Source organism: Clostridium tagluense (genome assembly GCF_003865095.1).
Lineage (GTDB): Bacteria > Bacillota > Clostridia > Clostridiales > Clostridiaceae > Clostridium_AD > Clostridium_AD tagluense.
On record NZ_BHYK01000040.1, the window covers coordinates 1 to 24,650 of the forward strand.

Genomic DNA, 24,650 nt, shown 5'->3' on the forward strand with positions numbered 1-24,650 from the left:
CATTGGAATTCGCAAACACAAGAAAAGGCTATTGGAGAATTTCCAACAGCCCAATTATGACTCGCTCATTAACAAATGATACTTTAAAGAGACGTAACTACATATTCTTTTCGGATTATTATAGCCACGTTAAACCGTAAACTAATGAAACGCCGTATACCGAACGGTACGTACGGTGTTGTGAAAGGGGCGAAACATTTTAATTGTTAGCCTCTATTCGATTGTTGCCTCAATTTAAACCTGTTGTGGCTATTGTAATTATAACAGGGGTGTGTTTTGGAGCAGAATCAGGATTTCTTGTAGGGGCAGTTTCAGGGTTTGTATCTAACTTTTTCTTTGGTCAAGGTCCTTGGACACCATGGCAAATGTTTTGTTTTGGAATAATTGGATTTGTAGCAGGTATATTATTTAAAATGGGAATTCTAAAAAAAACAAAGCTATCTTTATGTGTGTTTGGAGGAATTAGTACATTCTTTATATATGGAGGAATTATAAATATTGGTTCACTTTTAATGTTCACATCACATTTTTCATTAAAAGCACTGATTGCAACTTATATATCAGGTTTTTGGTTTGATATGGTTCATGCTATTGCTACAGTTTTTTTTCTGTATGTAATTTCGCAATCTATGATAGAAAAGCTGGAACGAATTAAAATAAAATATGGACTTATAGATACATAGATTTAAATCCATCAAAGATAAAAAAATTGTGATAAGTAATCCTTATTTTAGGTAATTTATGATGAATTCAACTAAAAAAGGTACATTATATTATCAAAATAAATATTATATAAAACATGAAAAACTTTAAACTATGGTTAATATTTGATTAGAGATAGTTTAAAGAAATATTAAAAATCAAACAAAAAATGAGAGGAGTATAAAGCACATGAAACAAATTAAAAAAACACTAAGCATATTTATGGTAGCAATATTTGTAATGGCTGGAATTTTAGGAAATGGTACAGCAAAAGCTACAGTTTTAATTCCAAAAATAAATTATCTTGGAGTAGACCATTCACCACTAGTAGTAGGAGATACTGAAAAATTTACAATAACTTCAGAGTATGATGGGCTAGTACAATACAAAGCATTCATTTTTGATGGTGAAAAATGGAGCGAATTAACAAGTGGATATGGGGAAGCAGTAGATGCTAAAACTCCATATGTTTTGCCAGAAACAAGCGCATTTAAATTAGGAAAATATAAACTTTCAATTTGGGTAAAAAGGGCAGGAGTAGCAAGTGTTAACGAGAAAGGCTACGATACTTTCTATATAGCAAGTTTAAACTGTGTAACTAGAGATAATGCTAACAGAGTATATGCAAATGGCGACGCTAAAGTTGAAACTAAGGGTTTAACAGTTAAATTAAACGGAATAGAAAACATCGGTGGGATTAAAGGACCATACCTTTATAGATTATTTATATTTAATCCAACAACAGGATTATGGTCAAGTGGAGCTAAAGAGTATACCGAAACTCCATCATACACATTTAAAGAAGCAGGAACTTACGTGGTAATTGTACATATAAACACAGTTAATTCAACAACCTGGAAAAATTATGAAGCTGGTATAAAAAAAGGATCATATGAAGCTTGGAAAACAATAGTGGTAAATGTTGATGACGGTACAAAAGTATTTGACACTTCAGTTAAGGCTGCTACAGTTGGAACTAGTAAATGTAACTTTAACAGCGGATGGTATTAAAAACTTTACTATAGGTATAAAATACAAATATGGTTAGTATTATTGTCAAGCCCTTTAGCAGAAATGCTAAGGGGCTTGTTTTTTCGCAGGAGAAGAATATAACTATTCTACACAGGATAGGCAATGTAATTGATGAAATAATGATAATTACAAGGATGTAGATTATGATAATAATAAATATTTTTTATGACTTAAAGTATGCAAATTTGCACTGTATGCATTTTTGAATATGGCTAATTTGAAGGATTTGATTCAATAATTTAAGAAGGAGTTGCAATTAAGTAAAATGATTATAAGGTAAGTAAAACTATGAAAACCTTATAAATAAGATTTTAACATAGACTTGTCAAGGGTCAAGCTATTAAAGAATAGTAAATCCTATAGTTGGCACGGCTATTGCTTAGTATATATACATCAAGAGAAATTGGGGGGAATATATTATGCCATTAATGACAAGGGAAGAATATATTGATAGTTTAAGAAACTTAAAACAAAAGGTTTATTTATTTGGAGAGCTTATAGAAAATCCTGTGGATCATCCAATGATAAGACCATCATTAAATTCAGTAGCTATGACTTATGAACTTGCACAGAAAAATGAATATGAAGGTTTAATGACAACTACATCAAGTTTAACAGGGAAAGTGGTAAATAGATTTTGTCATATTCATAAAAGCAATGATGATTTAATAAACAAAGTTAAAATGCAAAGATTATGCGGTCAAAATACAGGAGCATGTTTTCAAAGATGTGTTGGTATGGATGCTTTTAATGCTGTATATAGTACTACTTTTGAGATTGATGAAGCTCATGGAACTGATTATCATAAAAAATTCAAGAAATACATGGAGTACGTTCAAGAAAAGGATTTAGTTGTGGATGGAGCAATGACAGATCCTAAGGGAGATAGATCTCTGGCTCCAAGTAAACAAAAGGATTTAGATTTATTTTTAAGAGTTGTAGAGAGAAGAGAAGATGGAATTGTTGTTAGAGGAGCAAAGGCTCATCAAACAGGAATGGTTAATTCTCATGAAATATTAGTTATGCCAACAATAGCAATGGGGCCAGATGATAAGGACTTTGCCATCGCATTTGCTGTGCCAGTTGATGCAGAAGGTATCTTTAGTATATATGGAAGACAATCTTGTGATACAAGAAAGTTAGAAGAGGGAGCAGAGATAGATTTAGGAAACAGTACTTTTGGAGGACATGAAACCCTAACTATATTTGAAGATGTATTTGTTCCAAATGAAAGAATATTTTTAAACGGAGAAGTAGAGTTTTCAGGAATGCTTGTAGAAAGATTTGCAGGATATCATAGACAAAGCTATGGTGGATGTAAAGTTGGGGTTGGAGATGTACTTATAGGAGCATCTGCTGTGGCTGCTGATTATAATGGAGCAAATAAGGCATCTCACATAAAAGATAAGCTTATAGAGATGATTCACTTAAATGAAACCCTATATAGCTGTGGTATTGCCTGTTCCTGCGAAGGCTCTGCTACAAAGTCTGGAAACTATCAAATAGATTTATTATTAGCAAATGTTTGTAAACAAAATATAACAAGATTCCCTTATGAGATAGCAAGACTTGCAGAAGATATAGCAGGCGGGTTAATGGTGACAATGCCATCAGAGAAAGACCTTAAGGATCCTAAGATAGGACCATATATAGAAAAATATTTAAAGGGCGTAGCTAGTGTACCAACTGAAAATAGATTAAGAATACTAAGACTTATAGAAAATTTAACGCTAGGAAGTGCTGCCGTAGGTTATAGAACTGAGTCAATGCATGGTGCTGGTTCACCACAAGCTCAAAGAATAATGATATGGAGACAAGGTAATTTAGACAAAAAGAAAAAATTAGCTAAAGCTATAGCAAAAATTAAGGAGTGAAATTCTTATGGAGTGGAAAGAGGTATATAAAGAAAAAATAGTTACGGCTAGTGAAGCTTCGCAAAAAATAAACTCTGGAGATCGGGTAGTTATTGGTCATGCAGTTGGAGAACCTAAACTAGTTATAGATGCAATGATTGAAAATAAGGAAAGTTACGGAGATGTAGAAATAGTTCACATGGTGGGGATGGGAAAAGGAACATATGCAAGAGAAGAAATGGCTCATCACTTTAAGCATAATTCCTTATTTGCTGGAGCATCTACAAGAGAAGCTATAAATAGTGCTAGAGGAGAATTCACACCTTGCTTTTTTTCAGAAATCCCAAGATTATTTAGAGAAGAGTATTTAAAGGTAAATGTGGCTATAATTCAAGTTTCAGAGCCTGATGAACATAGTTTTTGTAGCTTTGGAGTTTCAAATGATTACACTAAAGTAGCCGCAGAGTGTGCAGACATAGTTATAGCCGAAGTTAATAAGAAGATGCCAAGAGTACTGGGCGATAATTTTATACATGTTAAAGATATAGATTACATAGTAGAGGCCGACTATGAAATTATGGAACTTAAAAAAGGCGAAATAGGAGAAGTAGAAAATGAAATAGGAAGAAACTGCTCCTTTATTATAGAGGATGGATCCACATTACAACTAGGAATAGGTGCCGTGCCAGACGCTGTACTTCTAAATTTGAAAGATAAAAAGGATTTAGGTATACATTCAGAGATGATATCAGATGGAGTAGTAGACCTTGTAGAAGCTGGAGTTATAAATAACAGGAAAAAGACAATTCATAAAAATAAGATAGTAGCTACATTTTTAATGGGAACAAAGAAACTATATAATTTTGCAGATAATAACCCAATGATAGATATGTTCTCTGTTGATTATGTAAATGATCCATATGTTATAAGTCAAAATGATAACATGGTATCAATAAATTCATGTATACAAATAGATTTGATGGGACAAATAGCATCAGAGTCTATAGGACTTAAGCAATTTAGTGGAGTGGGAGGACAGGTAGATTTTATTAGAGGTGCAAATAGATCTAAAGGTGGTAAAGCGATAATAGCAGTTCCATCAACAGCTTCTAAAGGTACTGTTTCTAGAATAGTTCCATTTTTAGATAATGGAGCTACAGTAACAACATCAAGAGCAGATGTTCATTATGTAGTTACGGAGTATGGTATAGCAGAACTAAGAGGAAAGACATTAAAAGAAAGAGGTAGAGCTTTAATAAATATAGCTCATCCTAAATTTAGGGGAGAGTTAATTAAAGAGTGGGAAAGAAGATTTAATAGCAAATTTGATTATTTTATATATTATAAGATTCATAAGTAAAGGATGATAAAAAGATGGTTTATATAAAAGAAGAGTATTGTAAAGGATGTCAGCTTTGCATAGATTTTTGTCCTAAAAAGGTTTTAGTTATGAGCCTTGGAAAAGCAACAGTTGAAAAGGGAGACTTATGCATAAGCTGTGGTATATGTGAGAGAATTTGTCCTGATTTTGCTATAACAATAGGAGGGGACAAAAATGAGTAATATGGTATTAATGCAAGGAAATGAAGCCTGCGTTGCGGGTGCAATAAAAGCTGGAATGAAGTTCTATGCAGGTTATCCAATAAGTCCTGCTAGTGAAATTGCTGAAATAGCATCGGTAGAATTGCCTAAGGTAGGTGGCAAGTTTATCCAGATGGAGGATGAGATAGCAGGTATGGCAGCAGTAGTTGGAGCTTCACTAGCAGGCTTAAAATCAATGACAGCTACAAGTGGACCGGGATTTTCATTAAAGCAAGAGGTTATAGGATACGCTTCAATGGCTGAGGTACCCTGCGTAATAGTAGATGTTATGAGAGGAGGTCCAAGTACAGGACTTCCAACATCAGTATCACAAGGTGATGTAATGCAAAGCATGTGGGGAACTCATGGAGATCACCCAGTTATTGTAATAACACCTATAAGTGTATCAAGTATTTATAAATTAACTATAGAAGCATTTAACTATGCAGAACAGTATAGAGTCCCAGTAATACTGCTATTAGATGAAGTTATTGCTCATATGAGAGAAAGTATATCTTTAGAGGATTATGAGGCTGAAATAGTTGATAGGAAAAAGCCAGATTATTGTAATAAAAATGGATTCAAAGCCTATGAGATTACAAAAGATATGGTACCGGCCATGGCAAATATAGGTGAGGGTTTCAATTTTCACGTTACAGGACTTAGCCATGATGAATATGGATATCCATCAAATTCAAATGAGGTAGCTGGAGATCTTATAACTAGACTTTTATGTAAAATCAAAAATAATAGGGGTAGCATAGTTAGATATGAAGATATTAAAACAAAGGGTTGCAAAAATCTAATAGTTTCATTTGGTTCTGTAGCAAGAGTATGCAAGGAATTAGTAGAAGGAGAAAACCTTGAAGACACAGGATTATTTATACCTTATACTATATGCCCATTTCCAGACAAGGAATTAGAAAAAATCATAGAGGAAAATAATATAGAGAATATATTTGTACCGGAATTAAATGCAGGACAGCTTATAAATGAAATAGATAGAATATCAAAAGGCAGGTGCAAAGTAGTTGGAATAAATAAGTATTGTGGTGAAATATTTGAGCCAAGTGAAATTGTAAATGCCATAAGGGGAGAGCACAGATGAATCAAGGGCTAATAGATAAGTATTTAAGGAAAGATAAATTGCCACATATATGGTGTAGTGGATGTGGTAATGGAATAATATTAAAAGCATTAGTTGAGGCTATAGATGCTTCAAATATAAACAAAGAGGATATATGTATTGTAGGGGGCATAGGCTGCTCATCGAGAGCAGCTCAATATATGAATTTTGATACAATACACACATTACATGGGAGAGCTATACCTTATGCTACAGGAATAAAACTAGCAAATCCTAAAATGAAGGTTATAGTAATATCTGGTGATGGTGATGCAACCGCTATAGGCGGAAATCATTTAATACATGCTTGTAGAAGAAATATAGATTTGACTGTAATTGTTTTCAATAACAATATATATGGAATGACAGGAGGACAATGTTCACCTACAACGCCAAAGGATGCAAGAACAACTACGTCAGAAGGTGGAAATCTTTGTAGAGATTTTGACATATGTAAGTTGTGTGATGCAGCAGGAGCAACTTATATAGCTAGAAGTACAGTAGCGCATTACAATCACTTAGTAAAATCTATAGAAGGTGCTATTTTAAGAAAAGGATTTTCAGTGGTGGAAGCACTAACTACTTGCCCCGTTCAATATGGAAGAAGAAATAAATTAAAGAAGCCTTCAGATATGATAAATGTTCTTAAAAATGGTGGAGCAGAAAATGAAAAACTTAAAATAGGAGTTTTCAAGGATGAAAATGAAGATGAATATGTAGAGCAGTACTTAAAATATATTAGCACTCAGGTGATAATTTAAGGAGGAAGCTTAATCATGGATAAAAGAGAAATAATTTTCACGGGACTTGGAGGACAAGGAATAGTTAAAGCAGGAATAATACTGGCAGAAGCTGCGGTACTGGAAGGAATGCATGTTGTTCAAACTCAAAACTATGGACCGGAATCTAGAGGTGGATGCTGCAGGGCAGATGTAATAATTTGGGATAAAGATATATCTTATCCAAGGGTAGACAATGCAGATATAATTTTAGCCTTAAGTCAAAGTGGGTATGACAAGTTTAAAAATAATTCAGCAGAAGGTGCTGTTGTAATTGTAGATGAAACTGTAGATATTGAAGGAGATAGTAATTGCATTAAACTACCTTTAATAGAGGCATCAGAAGTGCAGCTTAAGAATCCTCAAAGCATAAATATGTTATGTTTAGGAGCCTTGGCAGCAGTAACAAAATTAGTTGATTATGAAAGCTTAAAGAAAGCTATAAGTGAAAACGTGCCAAGAGCCACTTTGGATAAAAATATGGTAGCTTTTAATAAAGGGATATCTATGGTTGAAGCTTTAGCGTAACAATAAATTTTAAATTACAAAGATTGATAGGGGGAACTAAACATGGAAACAAAAAGTTATGTAGATTTACTAATGGAAAAGGGAAGAAGGGCTCAAAAGGAATTTGAAAAATTTTCTCAAGGTCAAGTAGATGAAGTAGTAAAGGCCATTGGAAAAGTAGTATATGATAGAGCAGAAGAATTAGCAAAAATGGCTGTAGATGAAACTAGAATGGGCGTTTACAATGATAAGGTAGCAAAAAATAAAGGAAAGTCAAAAATGATATGGAAAAGTTTAAAGGATAAGAAGTCAGTTGGAATAATAGAAGAAGATATTGAAAACGCAATTATAAAAGTGGCTAAGCCTATGGGCATAATTGGAGCTGTAACTCCATGTACTAATCCAATAGTAACACCTATGTGTAATTCAATGTTTGCATTAAAAGGGAGAAATGCAATAGTAATAGCTCCTCATCCAAGAGCAAAGAAATGTGCCAAATATGTAGTAGACTTATTCAATGAGGAACTTAAGAAGTTAGGTGCTCCAGAGCACTTAATTCAGGTTATAGAAGAACCATCTATAGAGCTTACAAATGATCTTATGAAGAAGGTAGATGCAGTTGTTGCAACTGGCGGAATGGGAATGGTTAAGGCTGCATATAGTAGTGGAAAGCCAGCTTATGGCGTTGGTGCTGGAAACGTTCAATGTATAATTGATAGAGATGTAGATATAGAGGAGGCTGTGCTTAAGATTATAGAAGGAAGAACTTTTGACAATGGAATAATATGTTCAGGGGAGCAATCTATAATAGCACCAAAAGAAAAATTTAGTGAAATTATGAAGGCCTTTAAGAAAAATGGAGCTTATTATGTAGAAGATGAAGAAATAATCGAAAAATTTGCAAAGGTAATATTTCCTGAAGGGATTATAAATGGAAAAATAGTTGGTCAAAGTGTTGAATTTATAGCTAATATGGCTGGAGTTAATATTCCAAAGGAAACTAAGGTTATAGTTTTAAAGGCTAGGGGATATGGGGACAAGGATCTATTATGTAAAGAAAAAATGTGCCCTGTTATGGTTGCCTTTGAATATGATAAATTTGAAGATGCAATCCATATAGCTCAAAGTAATTTAGAAGTAGAAGGAAAGGGTCATTCTTGCGCTATACATTCAAATAGTATGGAAAATATTAAATTAGCTGGTGATAAATTAACAGTAAGTAGATTAGTAGTTAATCAACCATCAGCAACTTGCGCAGGTGGTGGAGCGAAAAATGGATTTGCTCCAACAACTACACTTGGATGTGGTTCCTGGGGAAATAACAGTATTTCAGAAAACTTAGATTATAAGCATCTTATAAATATTTCAAGAATAGGTTTATATAATGAAAATGCAAAAGTATTAACAGACGAGGAAATTTGGAATTAGGTTACGGAGAACAGAGGATAGTTGACAATTGTCAGCTGTTTTCGGATATTAGGAATGCAGGAGGGGAATAATGAAACTTTTAGAAGTTAAACCACAGATATGTAAATTTAATAATTGTTTAGAGTTTGCTAAAGAATTTAAACTAGGGGAAAAGGATTTAATATTCACTAACAAATTTTTATATGAAAGATTCCTTAAAACTTTAAATATAAATTGTAACTATATATTTCAAGAAGACTACAATTTAAAAGAGCCTTCAGATGATATAATAGATAAGATAATAGGGGAAATAAAGCATAAGAAAATAGATAGAGTTGTTGCAATAGGCGGAGGTTCTATAATAGATATTGCTAAAATATTAATATTAAAGGATGTAACAACAACTAAAGAGCTTTTTGAAAAAAAGATACCTATAGTAAAGGAAAAGACGCTTATAATAGTTCCTACAACCTGTGGAACAGGAAGTGAAGTTACAAATATATCAATTACAGAAATAAAATCAAAAGGTACAAAAATGGGGCTTGCCACAGACGAGCTATATGCTGATTATGCAGTTTTAATACCAGAACTTGTGCGCGAACTTCCTTATGAATTCTTTGTATATAGCTCAATAGATGCGCTTATACATGCTATAGAGTCATTAGTATCCCCAAAAGCAAATGCTTACACCGAAATGTTTAGCTTTGAGGCTATTAAGATAATAATAAATGGTTATAAGGCTATAATAGAAAAAGGTGTAGATTATAGAAAAGAGATAATAGAAGACTTTCTTATAGGGAGTAACTATGCTGGCATAGCCTTTGGAAATGCAGGAGTTGGAGCTGTACATGCACTATCCTATCCCTTAGGAGGAAAGTATCATGTGCCTCATGGTGAAGCAAATTATGCATTTTTTATAGAAGTATTCAAATTCTATAATAGAAGTAATCCAAATGGAAAGATCAAGAGGGTTAATCAATTTATAGCTGATATTCTTGGTGTGCCAGAAGAAAAAGCATATGAGGCATTGGAAGAGCTACTAAAGAACCTAATAGTAAGGAAGAATCTAAATGAGTATGGCATGAAGGAAGAGGAAATAGAAATATTTAGCCAAGGTGTTATAGAAACTCAAGGGAGATTGCTTCAGAATAATTATGTGGAAATGAGCTTGGAGGATATTAGGGGTGTATATAGGGGGTTGTATAAATAGTAGGTTGATGTGTGGGCTATTCTTTAAAGGGAATATGTTTCCATATACAAAATATGTGGAGTTGTGATAATTTAAAAAGATAGCAAAACTTTGTAATTAAGTTTTGCTGTCTTTTTTTGTTAAGGTAGTGATTGAGAGCGAAGGGTTTCAGTTTAAATAATGGATGAAAATTAAAGAAACATTATAGGTAAAATAAAGATATAGTGTTAAAAATTGAAGTATAATGAAAGTGGACGAGATTAGAATAAGGGTGTAGACTACAATTATTATTCTTGAGGAAAAAATATGGAATTAATGTTTTTTAAGTATGCTGGTTATTGCTATAATCGGAAGTCAAAAAAAATGTAAGAATTAAAAATATTAATTTCAGCAATAGTTATTATATTATCGCTTTTAGGTTTATTTAATATCATTAATATAAAAATCATAATGCCAATTGCATTACTATTATTAGGTATCTTGAATATATCAAATGGATATTACTCATATATTAAGAACAAAAAAGGAGAATCAATTTTGTTAATTATAAGTGGAATATTTGTAATCTTTGTTTCTGGAATTATAACATTTTTTTAGTAAATGGATAAGACTAATTTTTATTGAATTATATAATTATTATTCTTATGCAACGTCACAATAATAATATAAGGCGTTATTATAAATATGCAATTATTGAAGAAAAGGGGGTTACATTATGAATTATAATGATAGTATTTCTGTAATATATGTTATTTTCATTTTAATTGGTATTCCAACTCTTCTTTTTATTCTATTTATTTTTGGCATAAAATGGGCTATTAGGCGATTAATTTCAGAGGTATGTACATGTAAAACAATAATAATAGATGATAAAGCTTTTTGAGCTAAGAATGTGTATTAAGTAAAAGAAATGGCTGATGTTTATAATATAAAAAAATTTATTAGAAAATTATTTTTTATAAAAAATATAACTGAAAAAGAGGTATAAATTATGATAAAACCAATTGTAAAAGATATATTGTTTTTAGAACAAAAATCAGAAGATGCAACTAAAAATGATATAGTAGTAATTGATGATTTAGTAGATACATTAAGAGCAAACTTAGAGTATTGTGTTGGATTGGCTGGGAACATGATTGGAGTAAAAAAGCATATATTAGTGTTTACTGTAGGCAACCTTATTGTACCTATGATAAATCCAGTTATATTAAAGAAAGAAAAGCTTTATGAAACAGAAGAGAGTTGTTTATCTTTAATTGGCTTTAGAAAAACAAAGAGATATGAAATGATAGAGGTGGAGTATCTTGATAGAAATTTTAGGAAGCAAAAGCAAGTGTTTACTGGATTTACAGCACAAATAATTCAACATGAAATGGATCACTTTGAAGGTATAATAATCTGATTGAATAATTAAAACAGTACTTATAATAAGAAAAGGTTGTTGCGTAAATATAAAATATTTACGGCAGACTGCTTCAAAATAATTATGTGGAAATGACTGTAGATTATATTAAGAAAATATGTAGAGACTTGTATAAATATTAGAATAATTTCCAGAGATAAGAAAAAATAGATATACAAAAGATTTTTCGTGGGGATTTTACTGTACTAATAATTTTGAACAAGCTGCAGTATTTCAATCATTTATTAGTGATGAAATTTCAGACTTTAATATATCAGTATACTACAGTAATCCAGAATACTTAAAGTACTCTTATTTAGAAGGAAAGCTATTGGAATAAGGTTAACATGGTAGGCATGGGAAAAGGAAAATATGCAAGGAAGAAATGATGGAATAATGATGGTAGTAGACGACGCGTTAAGCCATGCAAAAGGCTAAATAAAAATAGAGATAAAAAGAAAGTTGAGGTGTGATGACTATTGAGCATAAAAGATATATATATATTAAGAATTTCACTGTTTTTAAAGAAGAACATTTAGATTTCTCCAAGGGTATCAATGTAATTATAGGTGAAAACGGTACTGGAAAAACCCATTTATTAAAGTGCATATATGCAGCCTGTGAAATGTCTAACGAAGGTAATAGAGATATTGATAGTATTAGTAATTATTTTGTTGGAGCATTAAAAAAGGGTGAATTTTTTACAAAACACATAAAGCCACTAGTATTGCTAGTTAGACCACAAGATGATGGGATTATAAAGGATAAGCAGTATTTAATGGGTGAATTACATATTAATTTTATAAATAAATCAACTAATAAAACTATACAGAATATTGATGTTGAAAGTGAAGATGAATATTCTTATGAAATAGGATTTCCTGATAAAGAACAAAAAGCATTATTCATTCCTGCAAAGGAGATGTTGTCACATTCAAAAGGGTTTTTAGCGCTGAATAACAAGTATGATATGCCCTTTGATAAAACTTATGTAGATAGCATTACCAATGCTGAACTTCCAGAAACTAAAGAAATATCACCATTAAATGAAAAGTTATTAAAGGTTATTTCAAAAATAATTGATGGTAAAACTGTTTTCAGTTTCTTCTAGGGAGTCGGATTCTAATCCATATATTGGAAACGAAACAGATAATCCCTGGTTATCTTGAGCAGTCTAATTGTGAAAAAAATCTTATCATAATAATAGTTTTATAAGAATTTTTTAATCTTATTTTAAAGGGAGAGCGTTGCTTTGGTCGGCTTGGTTTCTCCCTTTTTCTTTCTCTAGTTTTAATAATAAGCATAAAATAAACTCCTGAATAAATAATAAGCCAAATATACTATCCTTAATTTTAAATTTTAAATTTTGGCTCTGTTTAAGAATAATGTTGAAATTGAAAGGCAACCTCTCAAGGCTGCCTTTATTGCGTCATAGTAGAATGTTTCGACTTAACTCGCACTAAAAAATATGCTCATTTGGTGAGATAAAGCGAGTATCTATTATGCAAGTATTTCTTATCTCTAAACAATTCATAACTTGAACCTGATAAAACAAAACCAAGGTTTTCTGCAAGACGGATTGACCTTGGATTGTCAATAGAAATATATGCACTTATCTCTTTTATGTGCATCTCATCCATGGCGAATGCAATTATTTCTTTCATGGCTTCTTGCATATAACCATTTCCCCAGAACTGTTCTTTGAGGTCATAGCCCACTTCAACTGCGTACTCTTTCTGATTCCAGCAATGAAACCCACATGTACCCATTTTTATACCATCTGATTTTCGCACTATAACCCAGCGGTGTTGCAATCGTGGTTCAGGCTGTATATAAAATGTAATGATTTCATCTGCACCTTCTATATCAGTTACTGGCTCTCTATCAAATAAGTATCTAGTCACTATATCATTTGAAAATTGGCTAAATATAAAATCTCTGTCATCAATGGATATGTTTTCAAGAAATAATCTTTCTGTTTCTATATCGTTAAATAACATATTTCCCCTCCTGTTATATAAATAAATTTTGTCTTATTATACCAATCAAATTTAAATAAACACAATGGAAAGATTGTTTATAACTATTCTTTTTATTGTGTTTATTCATTTTTGTTACGTTATATTATACTAATTAATCTAGACTTTATAATTAATTTGCCAAGAGTACTCATCATTTTGCTGTATAATAGTAACTCAAAATTGCAAATGCAACTGATGAACCTAAAACTATTAAAATATTTACATCATTTTTTAAAAATGCTGCTACATACAGAACAACAAAAAAGAATAGCCACTTTTTAATAATTTTTTTACAAAAACTCTTTTTACCGTCTTTGCTAATAATTTCAAGTATCCCTGATATTGAAACTATTAGCATACATGATGCAGTTAATATAAAAATTATAAGAAAGAAAGGTATAACAGCAGAATCAACTGACCAATCAAATTTTTGAGCCATTAATATAAAAACAACAAATACTAAAAATAACATTATAAACATGCAACTAATTTTTTTTATTGTCTTAACCACAAATATTCCCCCCAAGTTAATATGAATTTTTATATTTCTACTACTGTAAAGTAAAAACCCTCAGAAGCCACACGTCTCGTGACTCAGAGTGCTACAGGACGTCGCACCCTTAAACATCCTTGAGTTGTGTTGTATAAAATAAGATCATAAATCATATACAATTATTTCCATATGGTTTTATATTAATAAAAGTATAAGAACTAAAACTCCCCATATTGGTTTAATAATTTACTCCTTTTTTGTATCATAATATTTTACAAGTCCAAATTAACTCCATTATACAACAAAAGGATAATATTGGCTATAATTGTGTATATGATTTTCAACACTACTCTTTAACATAGCCTAAATTTTAAATTAAAGTTGACTTGTTATTTATTTGAATCTCCCTAAGGCTATGGTGAAAATGGTAAGAAGTATAGAAAAGAGATAATAGAAGACTTTCTAATAGGGAGTAATTATGTTGGCATAGCCTTTGGAAATGGAGGATCTGTACATACACTATCCTATCATTTAATAGGAAAGTACCAGGTACCTCATGGTGAAATTCTTTAATAGGAACAAGAGGTTTATTGCATAAAATTTCATGATACAACTAAATATTGCCTTTACTAATTTATATTATGTGATATAATCCTATTGCATCAATTTGATGTGGGTGGGAGAGGGATACATTAAAAGAAGGATTGACAAAATGGAAAAAATATTTAAACTAAAGAAAAATAACACTAACTTTAAAACCGAACTTACAGCAGCACTAACCTCATTTTTCGCATCAGTTTATATAGTAGTTGTAAATGCTAGTATATTAAGTGATACAGGAATGCCTATGGATGCTCAAATAATTGCAACTGTATTAGCCTCACTTGTGGGTTGCTTACTAGTAGCTTTTATTAGCAATACCCCTCTGATAATAATGCCTGGTATGGGTGTAAATGCTCTTTTCACTTATACTATTGTAAGAGCTATGGGACTTAACTATCACGAAGCACTAGCTTCTGTAGTTATAGCTGGATTTTTATTTTCTGTGGTAGCGCTTACACAATTATCTGAAATCTTATCAACATCTATTCCAAACAGTTTAAAAGAAGCTATCACCGTTGGTATTGGTCTATTTATAACATTTATAGGATTACAAAAAGGTGGTCTAATAGTTTCGAGTGCAACTACATTAGTCCAACTCGGAAAATTAACAGATCCTCACGTTTTAGCATTTTTAATTACTATGATAATTACTTTATGCTTATTTTTAAAGGATATACCTGGTGCATTTTTAATAAGCATTTTTCTAGGCACTATAACATCAATAGCATTTGGTATCGTAGATTTAGGTGCAATAAAATTTGGGCTTCCAAATTTTTCAGCATATAATGATTTGTTTTTCACAATGAATTTTGGAAAAATTGGTACTATACCATTTTGGGTAGCAACATTTTCTCTTACCTTAGTATTAGTTTTTGAAAATATAGGACTTCTACATGGACAAGTTGGAGGTATGTTAAAGCAGCCTGAAAAAATAAACAAGGCATTGCGTGCTACAGCTTTTTCTACCGTATTTTGTGGATTACTTGGCACAAGTCCTTCAGTATCTACTGTTGAAGGCGCAGCTGGAATCGCTGCTGGTGGAAAGACTGGATTAACATCATTTTTAACAGGATTATTATTTTTAGTTTCATTGTTTTTCATCCCAATAATAACCATAATTCCAAATGCAGCAATTTCTCCAATATTAATAATTATTGGTGGTTTAATGATTAAAAACATTATAAATATTGATTTCGAAGATTTCTCAGAAAGCTTTCCAGCTTTTTTAATAATAGCATTAATTCCTTTGACTTATAGTATAGTTGATGGAATAGCTTTTGGATTTATAGTTTATCCATTAGCAAAAATATTTGCTAAAAAACATAAGGAAGTCTCATTAACTATGTATTTAGTTTCGTTAATATTTTTAATTTACTTTGTATTACGTGGATTAAGCTTATAATTTTATATCCTAGCCCTACAATTGTGCATGTAGGGCTAGGATTTTATATAGAGACTTATATAAATATTAAAATATTACACAGGTGTTGCAATAAAGGCAAATATAGGCTATAATAACAGTAATAACTTAATAAATAGTTATCTAAGGTACCTTTTAAAGGTTTAATAGGGAAAGTGGTCTAAATCCACTGCAGCCCCCGCTACTGTACACGGAGACAAATCTATACCACTGGCAAATCGCTGGGAAGGTTGGAGGAGAGTGACCCGTAAGCCAGGAGACCTGCCTAGATGATATACAGCTTTATCCTACGGAGGGAAGGGATGGCAATTATACATGCTTTTTTCTTGCATTATATTGCTTTCACATGGGATGTGAAGGCATTTTATTTTATAAAATCTTTTACTCGACCTTTTGCAGGTCGAGTATTTTTATTTTTTTTGATTATAGTAATTTAACGACATTTCAGAAGGAAGTCTCCCACTTCTATAAGTGGGGGTCACGTGCTAAAGTAAAAATAAAACTTCAGTGGGAATCTAGATCTCCTTCTGAAGTCGTTAATTGCAGCATCGCAGATGATGATTTAAAAGGTTGAAAATTCAGTTGAGAGGAGTAAATAGATGAAGAGTATATTAGTTGTTGGACATGGAAGTAGATCAAAAGATGCACTAGAGGTTTTTAATAAGGTGCTAGAAAATTTTAAGTTAAAGGTAGAAGATAATGTAGAGGGGTGTTTTATGGAGTTATGTGCGCCAAACATACCGGATACAATTGATATTATGTATAAAAATGGGGCTCGCAATATAGTAGTTGTTCCATATTTTCTTTTTTGCGGAATTCATATTAAAGATGATATTCCTGGAATTTTGAAAGAAGTTAAAGCTAAGTATGTAGACCTTAAAATATCATTGGCAAGACCAATCGGATACAATAAGATAATTGCTGATATCCTTAAGGAAAATTCAGAGGGAGAATTAACATGTATTTAAAAAAACCTATGGAAATAGAGTATAAAAGCATGGATATAATTGAGGCTGAGCTTGGGGAACATGATTTTAGCCCCATGGAGCTTAAGGTTGTGGAAAGAACAATACATACCACAGGAGATTTTGATTACAAAAACATAGTGAGTATAAAATCAGGAGCAATAGAGGAAGGCATTAAGGCAATAAAGGGTGGGTGCAGAATTGTAACTGATACAACTATGGCATTTTCTGGAATAAATAAAAGGGCACTTGAAAAGCTAAACTGCACCGTGGAATGTTTTATTGGACACGAGGAAATATTTAAGAATGCAAAGTTAAAGGGCATAACAAGATCCATGGCGTCTATGGATTATGCAGCAAGAAGCCAAGTTGATATTTTTGTAATAGGTAATGCTCCCACTGCCTTATATAGAATTGGTGAGCTAATAAATGAAAATAAGGTGGCACCAAAGCTTATTATTGGCGTTCCCGTTGGATTTGTTGGGGCCGCAGAATCTAAAGAATATATTAGGGGATTTGATGTTCCTTCAATAACAACAATAGGTACAAAAGGCGGAAGCAACGTGGCAGCATCTATAGTAAATGCATTAATATATATGGCGAGTGACGGCAATCGCGATGAATGATCACTACGTAATAAAGTATGGGAAAAGTCTTAGATGTGGATATACAACTGGAAGCTGCGCAGCTGGGGCAGCAAAGGCTGCAGCTAAGATGTTGCTAAGTGGAGAAAAATTAGAAAATATAAGTATAGATACTCCAGCTGGAATCATTCTTACATTGAAGCTCTTGGACATTCATATAGAAAAAGATCATGCATATTGCTGCATTGTTAAAGATGCAGGAGATGATCCTGATTCTACGGACAAAATAGAGATATACGCAAGAGTGTCTAAAAGAGAGGATTCTAAGATCCTCATTGATGGAGGAGAGGGCATAGGCCGAATTACAAGAAGTGGTTTTTGGGGAAAGAGTGGCACAGCGGCAATAAATCCTGTCCCAAGGAAAATGATTGCAGATGAATTATTAAAGGTGTCAAATTGTGGGTTTAATGTATTGATTTACGCACCAAAGGGAAGAGAAATAGCTAAAAAAACCTTTAATTCAAATCTTGGTATAATTGATGGTATATCCATAATTGGAACAAAGGGAATAGTTGAGCCCATGTCTGAAGATGCGCTTAAAAAAAGTATTTATATAGAAATTGATGATGCCTATGACAAGGGTACAAGGGAAATAGTGCTGTTTCTTGGAAATTATGGTGAAAAAGTTGTTGAAGATTTAAATCTTCAGGGAGCTAAAATAAAAATATCAAACTTTATAGGTGATATGTTGCTTTACTCTAAAAATAAGGGCTTTAATAAAATAACCCTTGTGGGTCATATTGGAAAGTTATGCAAGCTATCCATTGGAGCCTTTAATACACATAGTAAGATTTGTGATGTTAGGATTGAAGCTTTTGTTTATTATCTTGCATTAAACAGCGCACCCCTTACACTAATAAATTCTGTTAATGAATGTAAAACCTCAGAAGAGGCACTTAAGCTTATAATAGATAGCAATTATCCTGTTGTGATAAATAATATGATAGCTGGCTGCAGTGATAGAATCAAAAGATATCTTAAGGATGATGAATTTAGCATCCATGTAATTATGTATTCAATGGACTATGGAATACTTGGGAGGAAGCTATGATTAAAGTTGTTGGAATGGGGCCAGGAAATATAAATTATCTTACAATGGAAGCAATAAATGCAATAAAATCTGCAGATAGGGTTATTGCATTTGGAAGAATAGCTAGCACCGCAAAAATTTTAGTAAATGATGTTATTGAAGTAAATAGGGTTGATAGTATAATAGAAAACTTAGATGCTAATGTAAATACAGCAATACTTGCCTCAGGGGATCCTTGTTTTTTCGGTATTATAGATTACCTAATAAAGAAGGGTATTGTAGTTGGAGAGGTAATACCAGGAATTTCTTCCTTCCAATATATGATGTCAAAACTAAAAAAGAGCTGGCAGGATGCCTTACTTATAAGTCTTCATGGAAGAGAAGAAAGTCTCTCAAAAGTTATTGAAAGTAGGCTATCAGTGATACTTACGGATAGCAAAAACAACCCTAATTTTATATCAAAAAGATTATATGAACTCGGGGTAATTGGAAAAATATATACTGGGTATAACCTTTCTTATGATGAGGAAGTTATATTAATTAATGATATAGGTGGCGAAATAGAAATAGCAGGGAATATATCAGTGGTGGTGATAGAAAATGAAATGGCTTAGAGATGAGGAGTTTATACGTGGAAAGATTCCTATGACTAAATTTGAGGTTAGGGTACTCACCCTTGCAATGCTTGATATATCATCTGAAGATGTATTTTTAGATATTGGTGCAGGAAGTGGTTCAATATCTATTCAGGCAGCGGTACTTGGCGCAAAAGTATTTGCAGTTGAGAAGGAACCTGAAGGACTAGAGCTTATTTTTAAAAATGCTGAAAAGTTTAATACAAGCGTAAATATTATAGGCGGAAATGCTCCAGAGGTACTTTCCGGTACTTACGGTTTTAATAAATGTTTTATCGGTGGAAGTGGTGGAAAACTTCATGATATTGTTTGCGCTGTAAGTGAAAAGCAACAAAGTGGTGGACTTATTTGCGGGAATTTTATTATCCCTGATAATATGATCCAATTTAAAAATTTGTTAAAGCAGTTAAGCTATGAGGATATTGAGGTTAGACTTATTCAATGTGCAGTTATGGATAGACTCGGACTTATGAAGGGTCAAAACCCTGTATATATAGTTAAGGGGAGAAAAATATGAGAAAGATTTATGGAATAGGAGTAGGGCCAGGGGATGCGGAGCTAATTACACTTAAGGGTTATAATCTAATTCGTAGTTGTGATTATGTGTTTTTGCCAAGTAGCAAGGGAAATAGTCTTGCAGGAAAAATAGTTAGTGATTATATTGCAGATAAGAAGGTTATTGAAATTGAGTTTCCTATGGGTGAAGACAATGAGGAAAGATATATAAATGCAGCTATTAAAATAGATGAAATACTGGGTGAGGGCCAAGTTGGAGTATTCCTAACACTTGGTGATCCAATGACCTACAGTACTTATTTATATTTGATGTTTCAGCTTAAAAAAATGGATCTTAATGTGGAAACTATTCCAGGGATAACTTCATTTAATGCAGCAGCATCAAGACTTTCATTGCCACTAACCCTAAGGGATGAAAGCTTTTACCTTGCAGATGGGACTCTAGACGAGGAAATACTTAAGAGGGTTGATACAGTTTGTGTACTTAAGATAATAAAAAACAAATTAGATATAATGGATAAACTAACAAAACATGGGTTTGAATATGTTTGTGTGAAAAGGTGTACACAAGAAAATGAAACATTAATATATGAAAAATCAGAAATACTTGAAGACAACGATTATATGTCTTTGATATATGCAAGGAGGAAATAATAGTGATCTATTTTGTAGGTGCAGGACCAGGGGATGTTGATTTAATAACAGTTAAGGGAAGAAGAATTTTAGAAGCAGCAGACATAGTTATATATGCAGGCTCTCTTGTATGGGAAGAACATTTGAAATTTTGCAAAAGTGATTTCCAAAAATATAATAGTGCCTCAATGACTCTTGAACAAGTTATTTCAGTAATGGTAAGTGAGCAAAACAGTGATAAAATAGTTGTAAGACTTCATACTGGAGATCCATCAATTTATGGAGCAATCAGGGAGCAAATGGATGAACTTGATAAACATCATATGGAATATAGTATTATTCCAGGAGTAAGTTCATTTACGGCAAGTGCTGCGGCAATTAAAAAAGAATTTACTCTTCCAAATGTAAGCCAAACTGTAATAATTACTAGAATGGAAGGAAGAACACCAGTGCCACCTGAGGAGGATTTAGAAAAGCTTGCTTCGCATAAATGCTCTATGGCTATATTCCTATCAGTTCAAGATATTGAAAATGTAGTTGCAAAACTTATTAAGGGTTATGGAAGTTCCGATGTTCCAGTAGCAGTTGTTTATAAAGCTACCTGGCCAGAGCAAAAAATTGTAATGGGGAGGCTTGGCAATATAGCTGAAAAAGTAAAAGCTGAGGGGATAGGGAATTTTTCTCAAATTTTAGTGGGATACTTTATAGAGGGAGAATATGAACGCTCATTATTATACCATCCTGGATTTACCCATGCCTTCCGAAAGGGAGTAAAATGAAAATTGCCTGTCTTTACTTTACAAGGAGTGGAGAAGCTATTGCAGAGAGAATAAAAAACTCCTCAGATTATGAAGTACATATATACTCTAAGGAAAATTACAAAATTAATCTAAATAGTATTTTTAAGGATTATGATGGAATTGTTTTTATTTCTTCCACAGGAATTGCAATTAGAATATCAGCGCCCTTTATAAAAAATAAGACTGTTGATCCTGCGATAGTTGTGGTGGATGACCTGGGAAGGTACTCAATAAGTCTTTTGTCAGGGCATATTGGTGGGGCAAATGAGCTTGCAGACAGCATAGCAGAGTGTCTTAAATGCCAAGCCATAATTACAACCGCCTCAGATGGCAGAGGAATAGAAGCAGTTGACATGTTTGCAAAAAGAAATAATCTTTTTATTGAGAGTTTTTGCGATGCAAAAAAAATAACATCTATGATGATTTCTGGAGAAGATATAAAGATCCAATCTGAAATTGAAGCTAAAATAGGATATGGAAGTATTGTAGAGCATCATGAAGCAGGAGCAATATTTGTTTGTTCAAAACTCCATATTAATTATGATAAACCTAGTTGCATTTTAAGACCTAAAAATATCACAGTAGGACTAGGTTGCAGACGTGGAAAAACCATGGACGAGATAATTCATGCGCTAATGACAGTATTTATTGATAATGATTTAAGTATAAATAGTATAAAACAAATTGCAACCGTTGATGTAAAGCAGGATGAAAAAGGCATAATAGATGCCTGTCAGTATTTAAAATGTGAAATGCTGGTAATTTCAAGGGAAGCTATTAAGGTAGTTCAGGGTAGATTTAATAAAAGCACATTTGTTGAGCAGACAATTGGAGTATCTTCAGTATGTGAGCCCTGCGCGTATATTTCTGGTGGAGAAATAATAGTTGGTAGAACTGCAATAAATGGGATAACTATTGCTATTTCTAAAGGAGGAAAATAATGGCTAAACTTTACGTAGTTGGTATTGGCCCTGGTGGTCTTGATAATCTTACATATAAGGCGGCAAATGTAATAAAAAAATGTGAAGTAGTGGTTGGATACAAGTTTTACATAGAACTGGTAAAGGATATAATAGTAGGTAAAAAAATTATTTCAACTGGTATGAAGGGTGAAATTGAAAGATGCAAATTGGCCTTGCAGGAAGTTGAAAATGGAATTGATACCTGCATTATAAGCACTGGAGACCCAGGGCTTTATGGTATGGCTGGGTTAATACTTGAACTAGCTGGCGATATAGAAGTTGAGGTAATTCCAGGAGTTAGTGCTGCCTTTTGTGCTGCATCAGAGCTGGGAGCACCTATTATGCATGATTTTTGCACAATAAGCCTTAGTGATTTACTTACACCTTGGGAGGTTATTGAAAAAAGGCTTGAAGCGGCAGCAAGTGCTGATTTTGTAATAGCAATATATAACCCAAAGAGCAGGGGCCGAAAAATCCAAATAAAAAGAGCAATTGAAATAATAAGAAAGTATCAGAACGGAGAAGTTCCAGTAGGGCTTGTAAAAAATGCAGGTAGAGAAGGTAATGATAGGAAAATGGTAACTCTTGACACTGTGGATTTTGAATTTATAGATATGATGACAGTTGTACTTATTGGTAATAGCAAAACCTATATAAAAGATGGTAAAATCATAACTCCAAGGGGTTACAACCTTTGATATGGATTATTGGAGGAACCACAGAAAGCACTATTTTAATATCTAAAATAAAGGGGTTACTTAAGTATATTATATCAGTTGCAACCTATAGTGGCAGTGAGGTAATAGACGATGAACATGAGAATGTTGTGGTTTCGAGAATGAATTATGAAGAAATGCTAGAATTTATCAAAATAAAACACATTGATACTGTAATAGATATGTCCCACCCCTACGCAATTGAAGTCAGTGAAAATGCACGACTTGCTTGTGATAAGGTTAAAATTAAATACTTGAGATTTGTACGTAAAAAAACTGAATTTGAAAATGTTGTTTATGTTAACACCATATCAGAATGTATTGAATTTTTAAAAGGAGTTCAGGGACATATTCTATTTACAACTGGGATTAAGAATATAAAAGATTTTGAGAAGGTAAAAGATAAGCAGAGATTTATATATAGGGTACTTCCCACAATATTTAGTATTCAGGAGTGTGTTAATAACAATATTAAAATGAAGGATATTATTGGGATGCTAGGACCCTTTTCTGAAAATCTTAATATTAGTTTATTTAAGGAATATAATGCGGATTATGTTGTTATGAAGGATAGTGGAAGCGTTGGGGGAACACCAGAGAAAATAGAGGCTTGTTTTAAATGTGGGATTACCCCTATAGTAATTGGACGTGGATTTGAGGATGGAATAGATGATATGGATAAATTGCTAGCCATGATTTTATGATTGGACTAATATAAAATATGTATTTGGAGAGGTTGGGTCATGATTTGGGAATAATAATAGCTTCAAGAAAAAGTAAACTAGCACAGATTCAAACGGATCTTGTTATGAACATGATATATCAGAAGCATAAATTAAATTGCGACAAGCTATTAATGGATACAAAGGGAGATAGAATACTTGATGTAAGCCTTGATAAAATAGGTGGAAAGGGCGTTTTTGTAAAGGAAATTGAAATGGCGATACTGGATGGGAGTGCAGAAGCTGCAGTTCATAGTATGAAGGATGTGCCTTACGCATTGCCAAAAGGCTTTGAAATAGTTTCAATGCCAATGCGTGAGGATGCTCGGGACGTTTATGTATCTATGAACGGTATATCTCTTAAAGATTTACCAAAGGGCGCAAGAATTGGGACAAGTAGTCAAAGGCGTTCTGCTCAGATTATGAAATTAAGACCAGATGCTGTGATGGTTCCCATAAGGGGAAATATTCAAACTAGGGTGGAAAAGATAGAAAAAGAAAATCTGGATGGCATTATACTAGCCGCAGCTGGACTAAAAAGGTGTGGTATGGAGTGTATTATAACCCAGTATCTTGATGTGGATGATTTTGTACCTGCTATAGGTCAAGGGGCTCTTGGCATTGAAGCATTAAAGACTAATGTAAATATTGATATTTTTAAAAGTATAGAGCACCCTGAAACTAGGATATGCGTGGATGCAGAGAGAAGTTTTATGAGACGATTAAATGGAGGCTGTCATTCTCCAATTGGAGCATATGCTAGGATACAAAATGAGGACATGTATATAATGGGCGTATTTGAGATAAACGGAAAATTTATCAAAAAAGATATATTGGGAAGCAAATATGATTATATAAGGCTTGGAGAATTACTTGGTGAAAAAATAATAAATGATTAAGGAAAGGCGGTGC

The 24,650-nt window shown here is 32.7% G+C and carries 28 protein-coding genes, 1 pseudogene and 1 riboswitch; of the genes and pseudogenes, 27 read left to right on the forward strand and 2 right to left on the reverse strand.

Annotated features, from left to right (window positions below):
- The first annotated feature begins 203 nt into the window (after positions 1 to 203).
- The 14 genes from Ctaglu_RS21570 to Ctaglu_RS25560 all read left to right on the forward strand — a co-directional run bounded on the left by Ctaglu_RS21570 (position 204) and on the right by Ctaglu_RS25560 (position 12,689).
- Positions 204 to 683: an ECF transporter S component gene (locus tag Ctaglu_RS21570; RefSeq protein ID WP_233439901.1), complete on the forward strand. Its 480-nt coding sequence runs from the start codon at positions 204 to 206 to the stop codon at positions 681 to 683.
- A gap of 208 nt (positions 684 to 891) precedes the next feature.
- Positions 892 to 1,713 (forward strand): hypothetical protein, encoded by an 822-nt coding sequence (locus Ctaglu_RS21575; RefSeq protein ID WP_125005642.1) that lies wholly within the window; start codon positions 892 to 894, stop codon positions 1,711 to 1,713.
- 440 nt (positions 1,714 to 2,153) lie between these two features.
- Entirely contained in the window at positions 2,154 to 3,608 is a 1,455-nt protein-coding gene (locus Ctaglu_RS21580) for a 4-hydroxyphenylacetate 3-hydroxylase family protein (protein WP_125005644.1), read from the forward strand.
- A 7-nt stretch (positions 3,609 to 3,615) separates the two neighbouring features.
- Positions 3,616 to 4,947, forward strand: a complete 1,332-nt coding sequence (locus tag Ctaglu_RS21585; RefSeq protein ID WP_125005646.1) for an acetyl-CoA hydrolase/transferase family protein — start codon at positions 3,616 to 3,618, stop codon at positions 4,945 to 4,947.
- 14 nt (positions 4,948 to 4,961) lie between these two features.
- Entirely contained in the window at positions 4,962 to 5,150 is a 189-nt protein-coding gene (locus Ctaglu_RS21590; RefSeq protein ID WP_125005648.1) for a 4Fe-4S dicluster domain-containing protein, read from the forward strand.
- The gene (locus tag Ctaglu_RS21595) at positions 5,143 to 6,276 is read left to right on the forward strand and encodes a 2-oxoacid:acceptor oxidoreductase subunit alpha (RefSeq protein ID WP_125005650.1); all 1,134 of its coding nucleotides are present in this window, start codon (positions 5,143 to 5,145) and stop codon (positions 6,274 to 6,276) included. Before Ctaglu_RS21590 ends, Ctaglu_RS21595 begins: the two co-directional genes overlap by 8 nt.
- Positions 6,273 to 7,055, forward strand: coding sequence for a 2-oxoacid:ferredoxin oxidoreductase subunit beta (locus Ctaglu_RS21600; RefSeq protein WP_125005652.1), 783 nt, complete (start codon positions 6,273 to 6,275; stop codon positions 7,053 to 7,055). Before Ctaglu_RS21595 ends, Ctaglu_RS21600 begins: the two co-directional genes overlap by 4 nt.
- Before the next feature lie 15 nt (positions 7,056 to 7,070).
- On the forward strand, positions 7,071 to 7,601 hold the full coding sequence (locus Ctaglu_RS21605) for a 2-oxoacid:acceptor oxidoreductase family protein (RefSeq protein ID WP_125005654.1): 531 nt from the start codon (positions 7,071 to 7,073) through the stop codon (positions 7,599 to 7,601).
- A 42-nt stretch (positions 7,602 to 7,643) separates the two neighbouring features.
- Positions 7,644 to 9,008 (forward strand): aldehyde dehydrogenase family protein, encoded by a 1,365-nt coding sequence (locus Ctaglu_RS21610; protein ID WP_125005656.1) that lies wholly within the window; start codon positions 7,644 to 7,646, stop codon positions 9,006 to 9,008.
- A gap of 70 nt (positions 9,009 to 9,078) precedes the next feature.
- On the forward strand, positions 9,079 to 10,197 hold the full coding sequence (locus tag Ctaglu_RS21615; protein WP_125005658.1) for a 4-hydroxybutyrate dehydrogenase: 1,119 nt from the start codon (positions 9,079 to 9,081) through the stop codon (positions 10,195 to 10,197).
- Between the two features lie 694 nt (positions 10,198 to 10,891).
- A complete protein-coding gene (locus Ctaglu_RS25555; protein ID WP_185732907.1) occupies positions 10,892 to 11,059 on the forward strand; it encodes a hypothetical protein in 168 nt (55 codons plus the stop codon).
- Positions 11,060 to 11,167: 108 nt separating this feature from the next.
- Complete coding sequence (locus tag Ctaglu_RS21620) at positions 11,168 to 11,578, forward strand: peptide deformylase (protein ID WP_125005660.1); 411 nt, start codon at positions 11,168 to 11,170, stop codon at positions 11,576 to 11,578.
- A gap of 157 nt (positions 11,579 to 11,735) precedes the next feature.
- Positions 11,736 to 11,918, forward strand: coding sequence for a DUF3990 domain-containing protein (locus tag Ctaglu_RS26525; RefSeq protein WP_125005709.1), 183 nt, complete (start codon positions 11,736 to 11,738; stop codon positions 11,916 to 11,918).
- 132 nt (positions 11,919 to 12,050) lie between these two features.
- The gene (locus tag Ctaglu_RS25560) at positions 12,051 to 12,689 is read left to right on the forward strand and encodes an AAA family ATPase (protein ID WP_185732909.1); all 639 of its coding nucleotides are present in this window, start codon (positions 12,051 to 12,053) and stop codon (positions 12,687 to 12,689) included.
- 361 nt (positions 12,690 to 13,050) lie between these two features.
- Here the strand turns inward: Ctaglu_RS25560 and Ctaglu_RS21635 are convergent, their stop codons facing one another.
- A complete protein-coding gene (locus Ctaglu_RS21635) occupies positions 13,051 to 13,578 on the reverse strand; it encodes a GNAT family N-acetyltransferase (protein WP_125005662.1) in 528 nt (175 codons plus the stop codon).
- A gap of 172 nt (positions 13,579 to 13,750) precedes the next feature.
- Positions 13,751 to 14,110: a hypothetical protein gene (locus Ctaglu_RS21640; RefSeq protein WP_125005664.1), complete on the reverse strand. Its 360-nt coding sequence runs from the start codon at positions 14,108 to 14,110 to the stop codon at positions 13,751 to 13,753.
- Between the two features lie 420 nt (positions 14,111 to 14,530).
- Between Ctaglu_RS21640 and Ctaglu_RS26585 the strand changes: the two are divergent.
- From Ctaglu_RS26585 to hemC, 13 genes and pseudogenes are all read left to right on the forward strand, one after another.
- Positions 14,531 to 14,665: pseudogene (locus Ctaglu_RS26585) on the forward strand (4-hydroxybutyrate dehydrogenase); the annotation flags it as partial.
- Positions 14,666 to 14,804: 139 nt separating this feature from the next.
- Positions 14,805 to 16,097: an NCS2 family permease gene (locus Ctaglu_RS21650; protein WP_125005666.1), complete on the forward strand. Its 1,293-nt coding sequence runs from the start codon at positions 14,805 to 14,807 to the stop codon at positions 16,095 to 16,097.
- 126 nt (positions 16,098 to 16,223) lie between these two features.
- Positions 16,224 to 16,398, forward strand: a riboswitch (cobalamin riboswitch).
- 316 nt (positions 16,399 to 16,714) lie between these two features.
- A complete protein-coding gene (locus Ctaglu_RS21655) occupies positions 16,715 to 17,083 on the forward strand; it encodes a sirohydrochlorin chelatase (RefSeq protein WP_125005668.1) in 369 nt (122 codons plus the stop codon).
- Positions 17,068 to 17,706, forward strand: a complete 639-nt coding sequence (locus Ctaglu_RS21660) for a precorrin-8X methylmutase (protein WP_233439904.1) — start codon at positions 17,068 to 17,070, stop codon at positions 17,704 to 17,706. Before Ctaglu_RS21655 ends, Ctaglu_RS21660 begins: the two co-directional genes overlap by 16 nt.
- Positions 17,699 to 18,775 carry a cobalt-precorrin-5B (C(1))-methyltransferase CbiD gene (cbiD, locus tag Ctaglu_RS21665; RefSeq protein WP_125005711.1) on the forward strand — a complete coding sequence of 359 codons (1,077 nt, stop codon included), beginning with the start codon at positions 17,699 to 17,701 and terminating at the stop codon, positions 18,773 to 18,775. The genes Ctaglu_RS21660 and cbiD overlap by 8 nt, the downstream gene beginning before the upstream one ends.
- Positions 18,772 to 19,368 (forward strand): precorrin-6y C5,15-methyltransferase (decarboxylating) subunit CbiE, encoded by a 597-nt coding sequence (gene cbiE / locus Ctaglu_RS21670; RefSeq protein ID WP_233439902.1) that lies wholly within the window; start codon positions 18,772 to 18,774, stop codon positions 19,366 to 19,368. The genes cbiD and cbiE overlap by 4 nt, the downstream gene beginning before the upstream one ends.
- The gene (gene cbiT, locus Ctaglu_RS21675; protein ID WP_125005672.1) at positions 19,355 to 19,906 is read left to right on the forward strand and encodes a precorrin-6Y C5,15-methyltransferase (decarboxylating) subunit CbiT; all 552 of its coding nucleotides are present in this window, start codon (positions 19,355 to 19,357) and stop codon (positions 19,904 to 19,906) included. Before cbiE ends, cbiT begins: the two co-directional genes overlap by 14 nt.
- Positions 19,903 to 20,559 carry a precorrin-2 C(20)-methyltransferase gene (gene cobI, locus Ctaglu_RS21680; protein ID WP_125005674.1) on the forward strand — a complete coding sequence of 219 codons (657 nt, stop codon included), beginning with the start codon at positions 19,903 to 19,905 and terminating at the stop codon, positions 20,557 to 20,559. Before cbiT ends, cobI begins: the two co-directional genes overlap by 4 nt.
- A gap of 2 nt (positions 20,560 to 20,561) precedes the next feature.
- The gene (gene cobM / locus Ctaglu_RS21685) at positions 20,562 to 21,317 is read left to right on the forward strand and encodes a precorrin-4 C(11)-methyltransferase (protein ID WP_125005676.1); all 756 of its coding nucleotides are present in this window, start codon (positions 20,562 to 20,564) and stop codon (positions 21,315 to 21,317) included.
- The gene (gene cbiG / locus Ctaglu_RS21690) at positions 21,314 to 22,279 is read left to right on the forward strand and encodes a cobalt-precorrin 5A hydrolase (protein WP_125005678.1); all 966 of its coding nucleotides are present in this window, start codon (positions 21,314 to 21,316) and stop codon (positions 22,277 to 22,279) included. The genes cobM and cbiG overlap by 4 nt, the downstream gene beginning before the upstream one ends.
- Positions 22,279 to 22,998, forward strand: coding sequence for a precorrin-3B C(17)-methyltransferase (cobJ, locus tag Ctaglu_RS21695; RefSeq protein WP_125005680.1), 720 nt, complete (start codon positions 22,279 to 22,281; stop codon positions 22,996 to 22,998). The genes cbiG and cobJ overlap by 1 nt, the downstream gene beginning before the upstream one ends.
- Positions 22,995 to 23,720: a precorrin-6A reductase gene (gene cobK / locus Ctaglu_RS21700; RefSeq protein WP_125005682.1), complete on the forward strand. Its 726-nt coding sequence runs from the start codon at positions 22,995 to 22,997 to the stop codon at positions 23,718 to 23,720. Before cobJ ends, cobK begins: the two co-directional genes overlap by 4 nt.
- 44 nt (positions 23,721 to 23,764) lie before the next feature.
- On the forward strand, positions 23,765 to 24,637 hold the full coding sequence (gene hemC / locus Ctaglu_RS21705) for a hydroxymethylbilane synthase (RefSeq protein ID WP_125005684.1): 873 nt from the start codon (positions 23,765 to 23,767) through the stop codon (positions 24,635 to 24,637).
- Positions 24,638 to 24,650 lie beyond the last annotated feature (13 nt).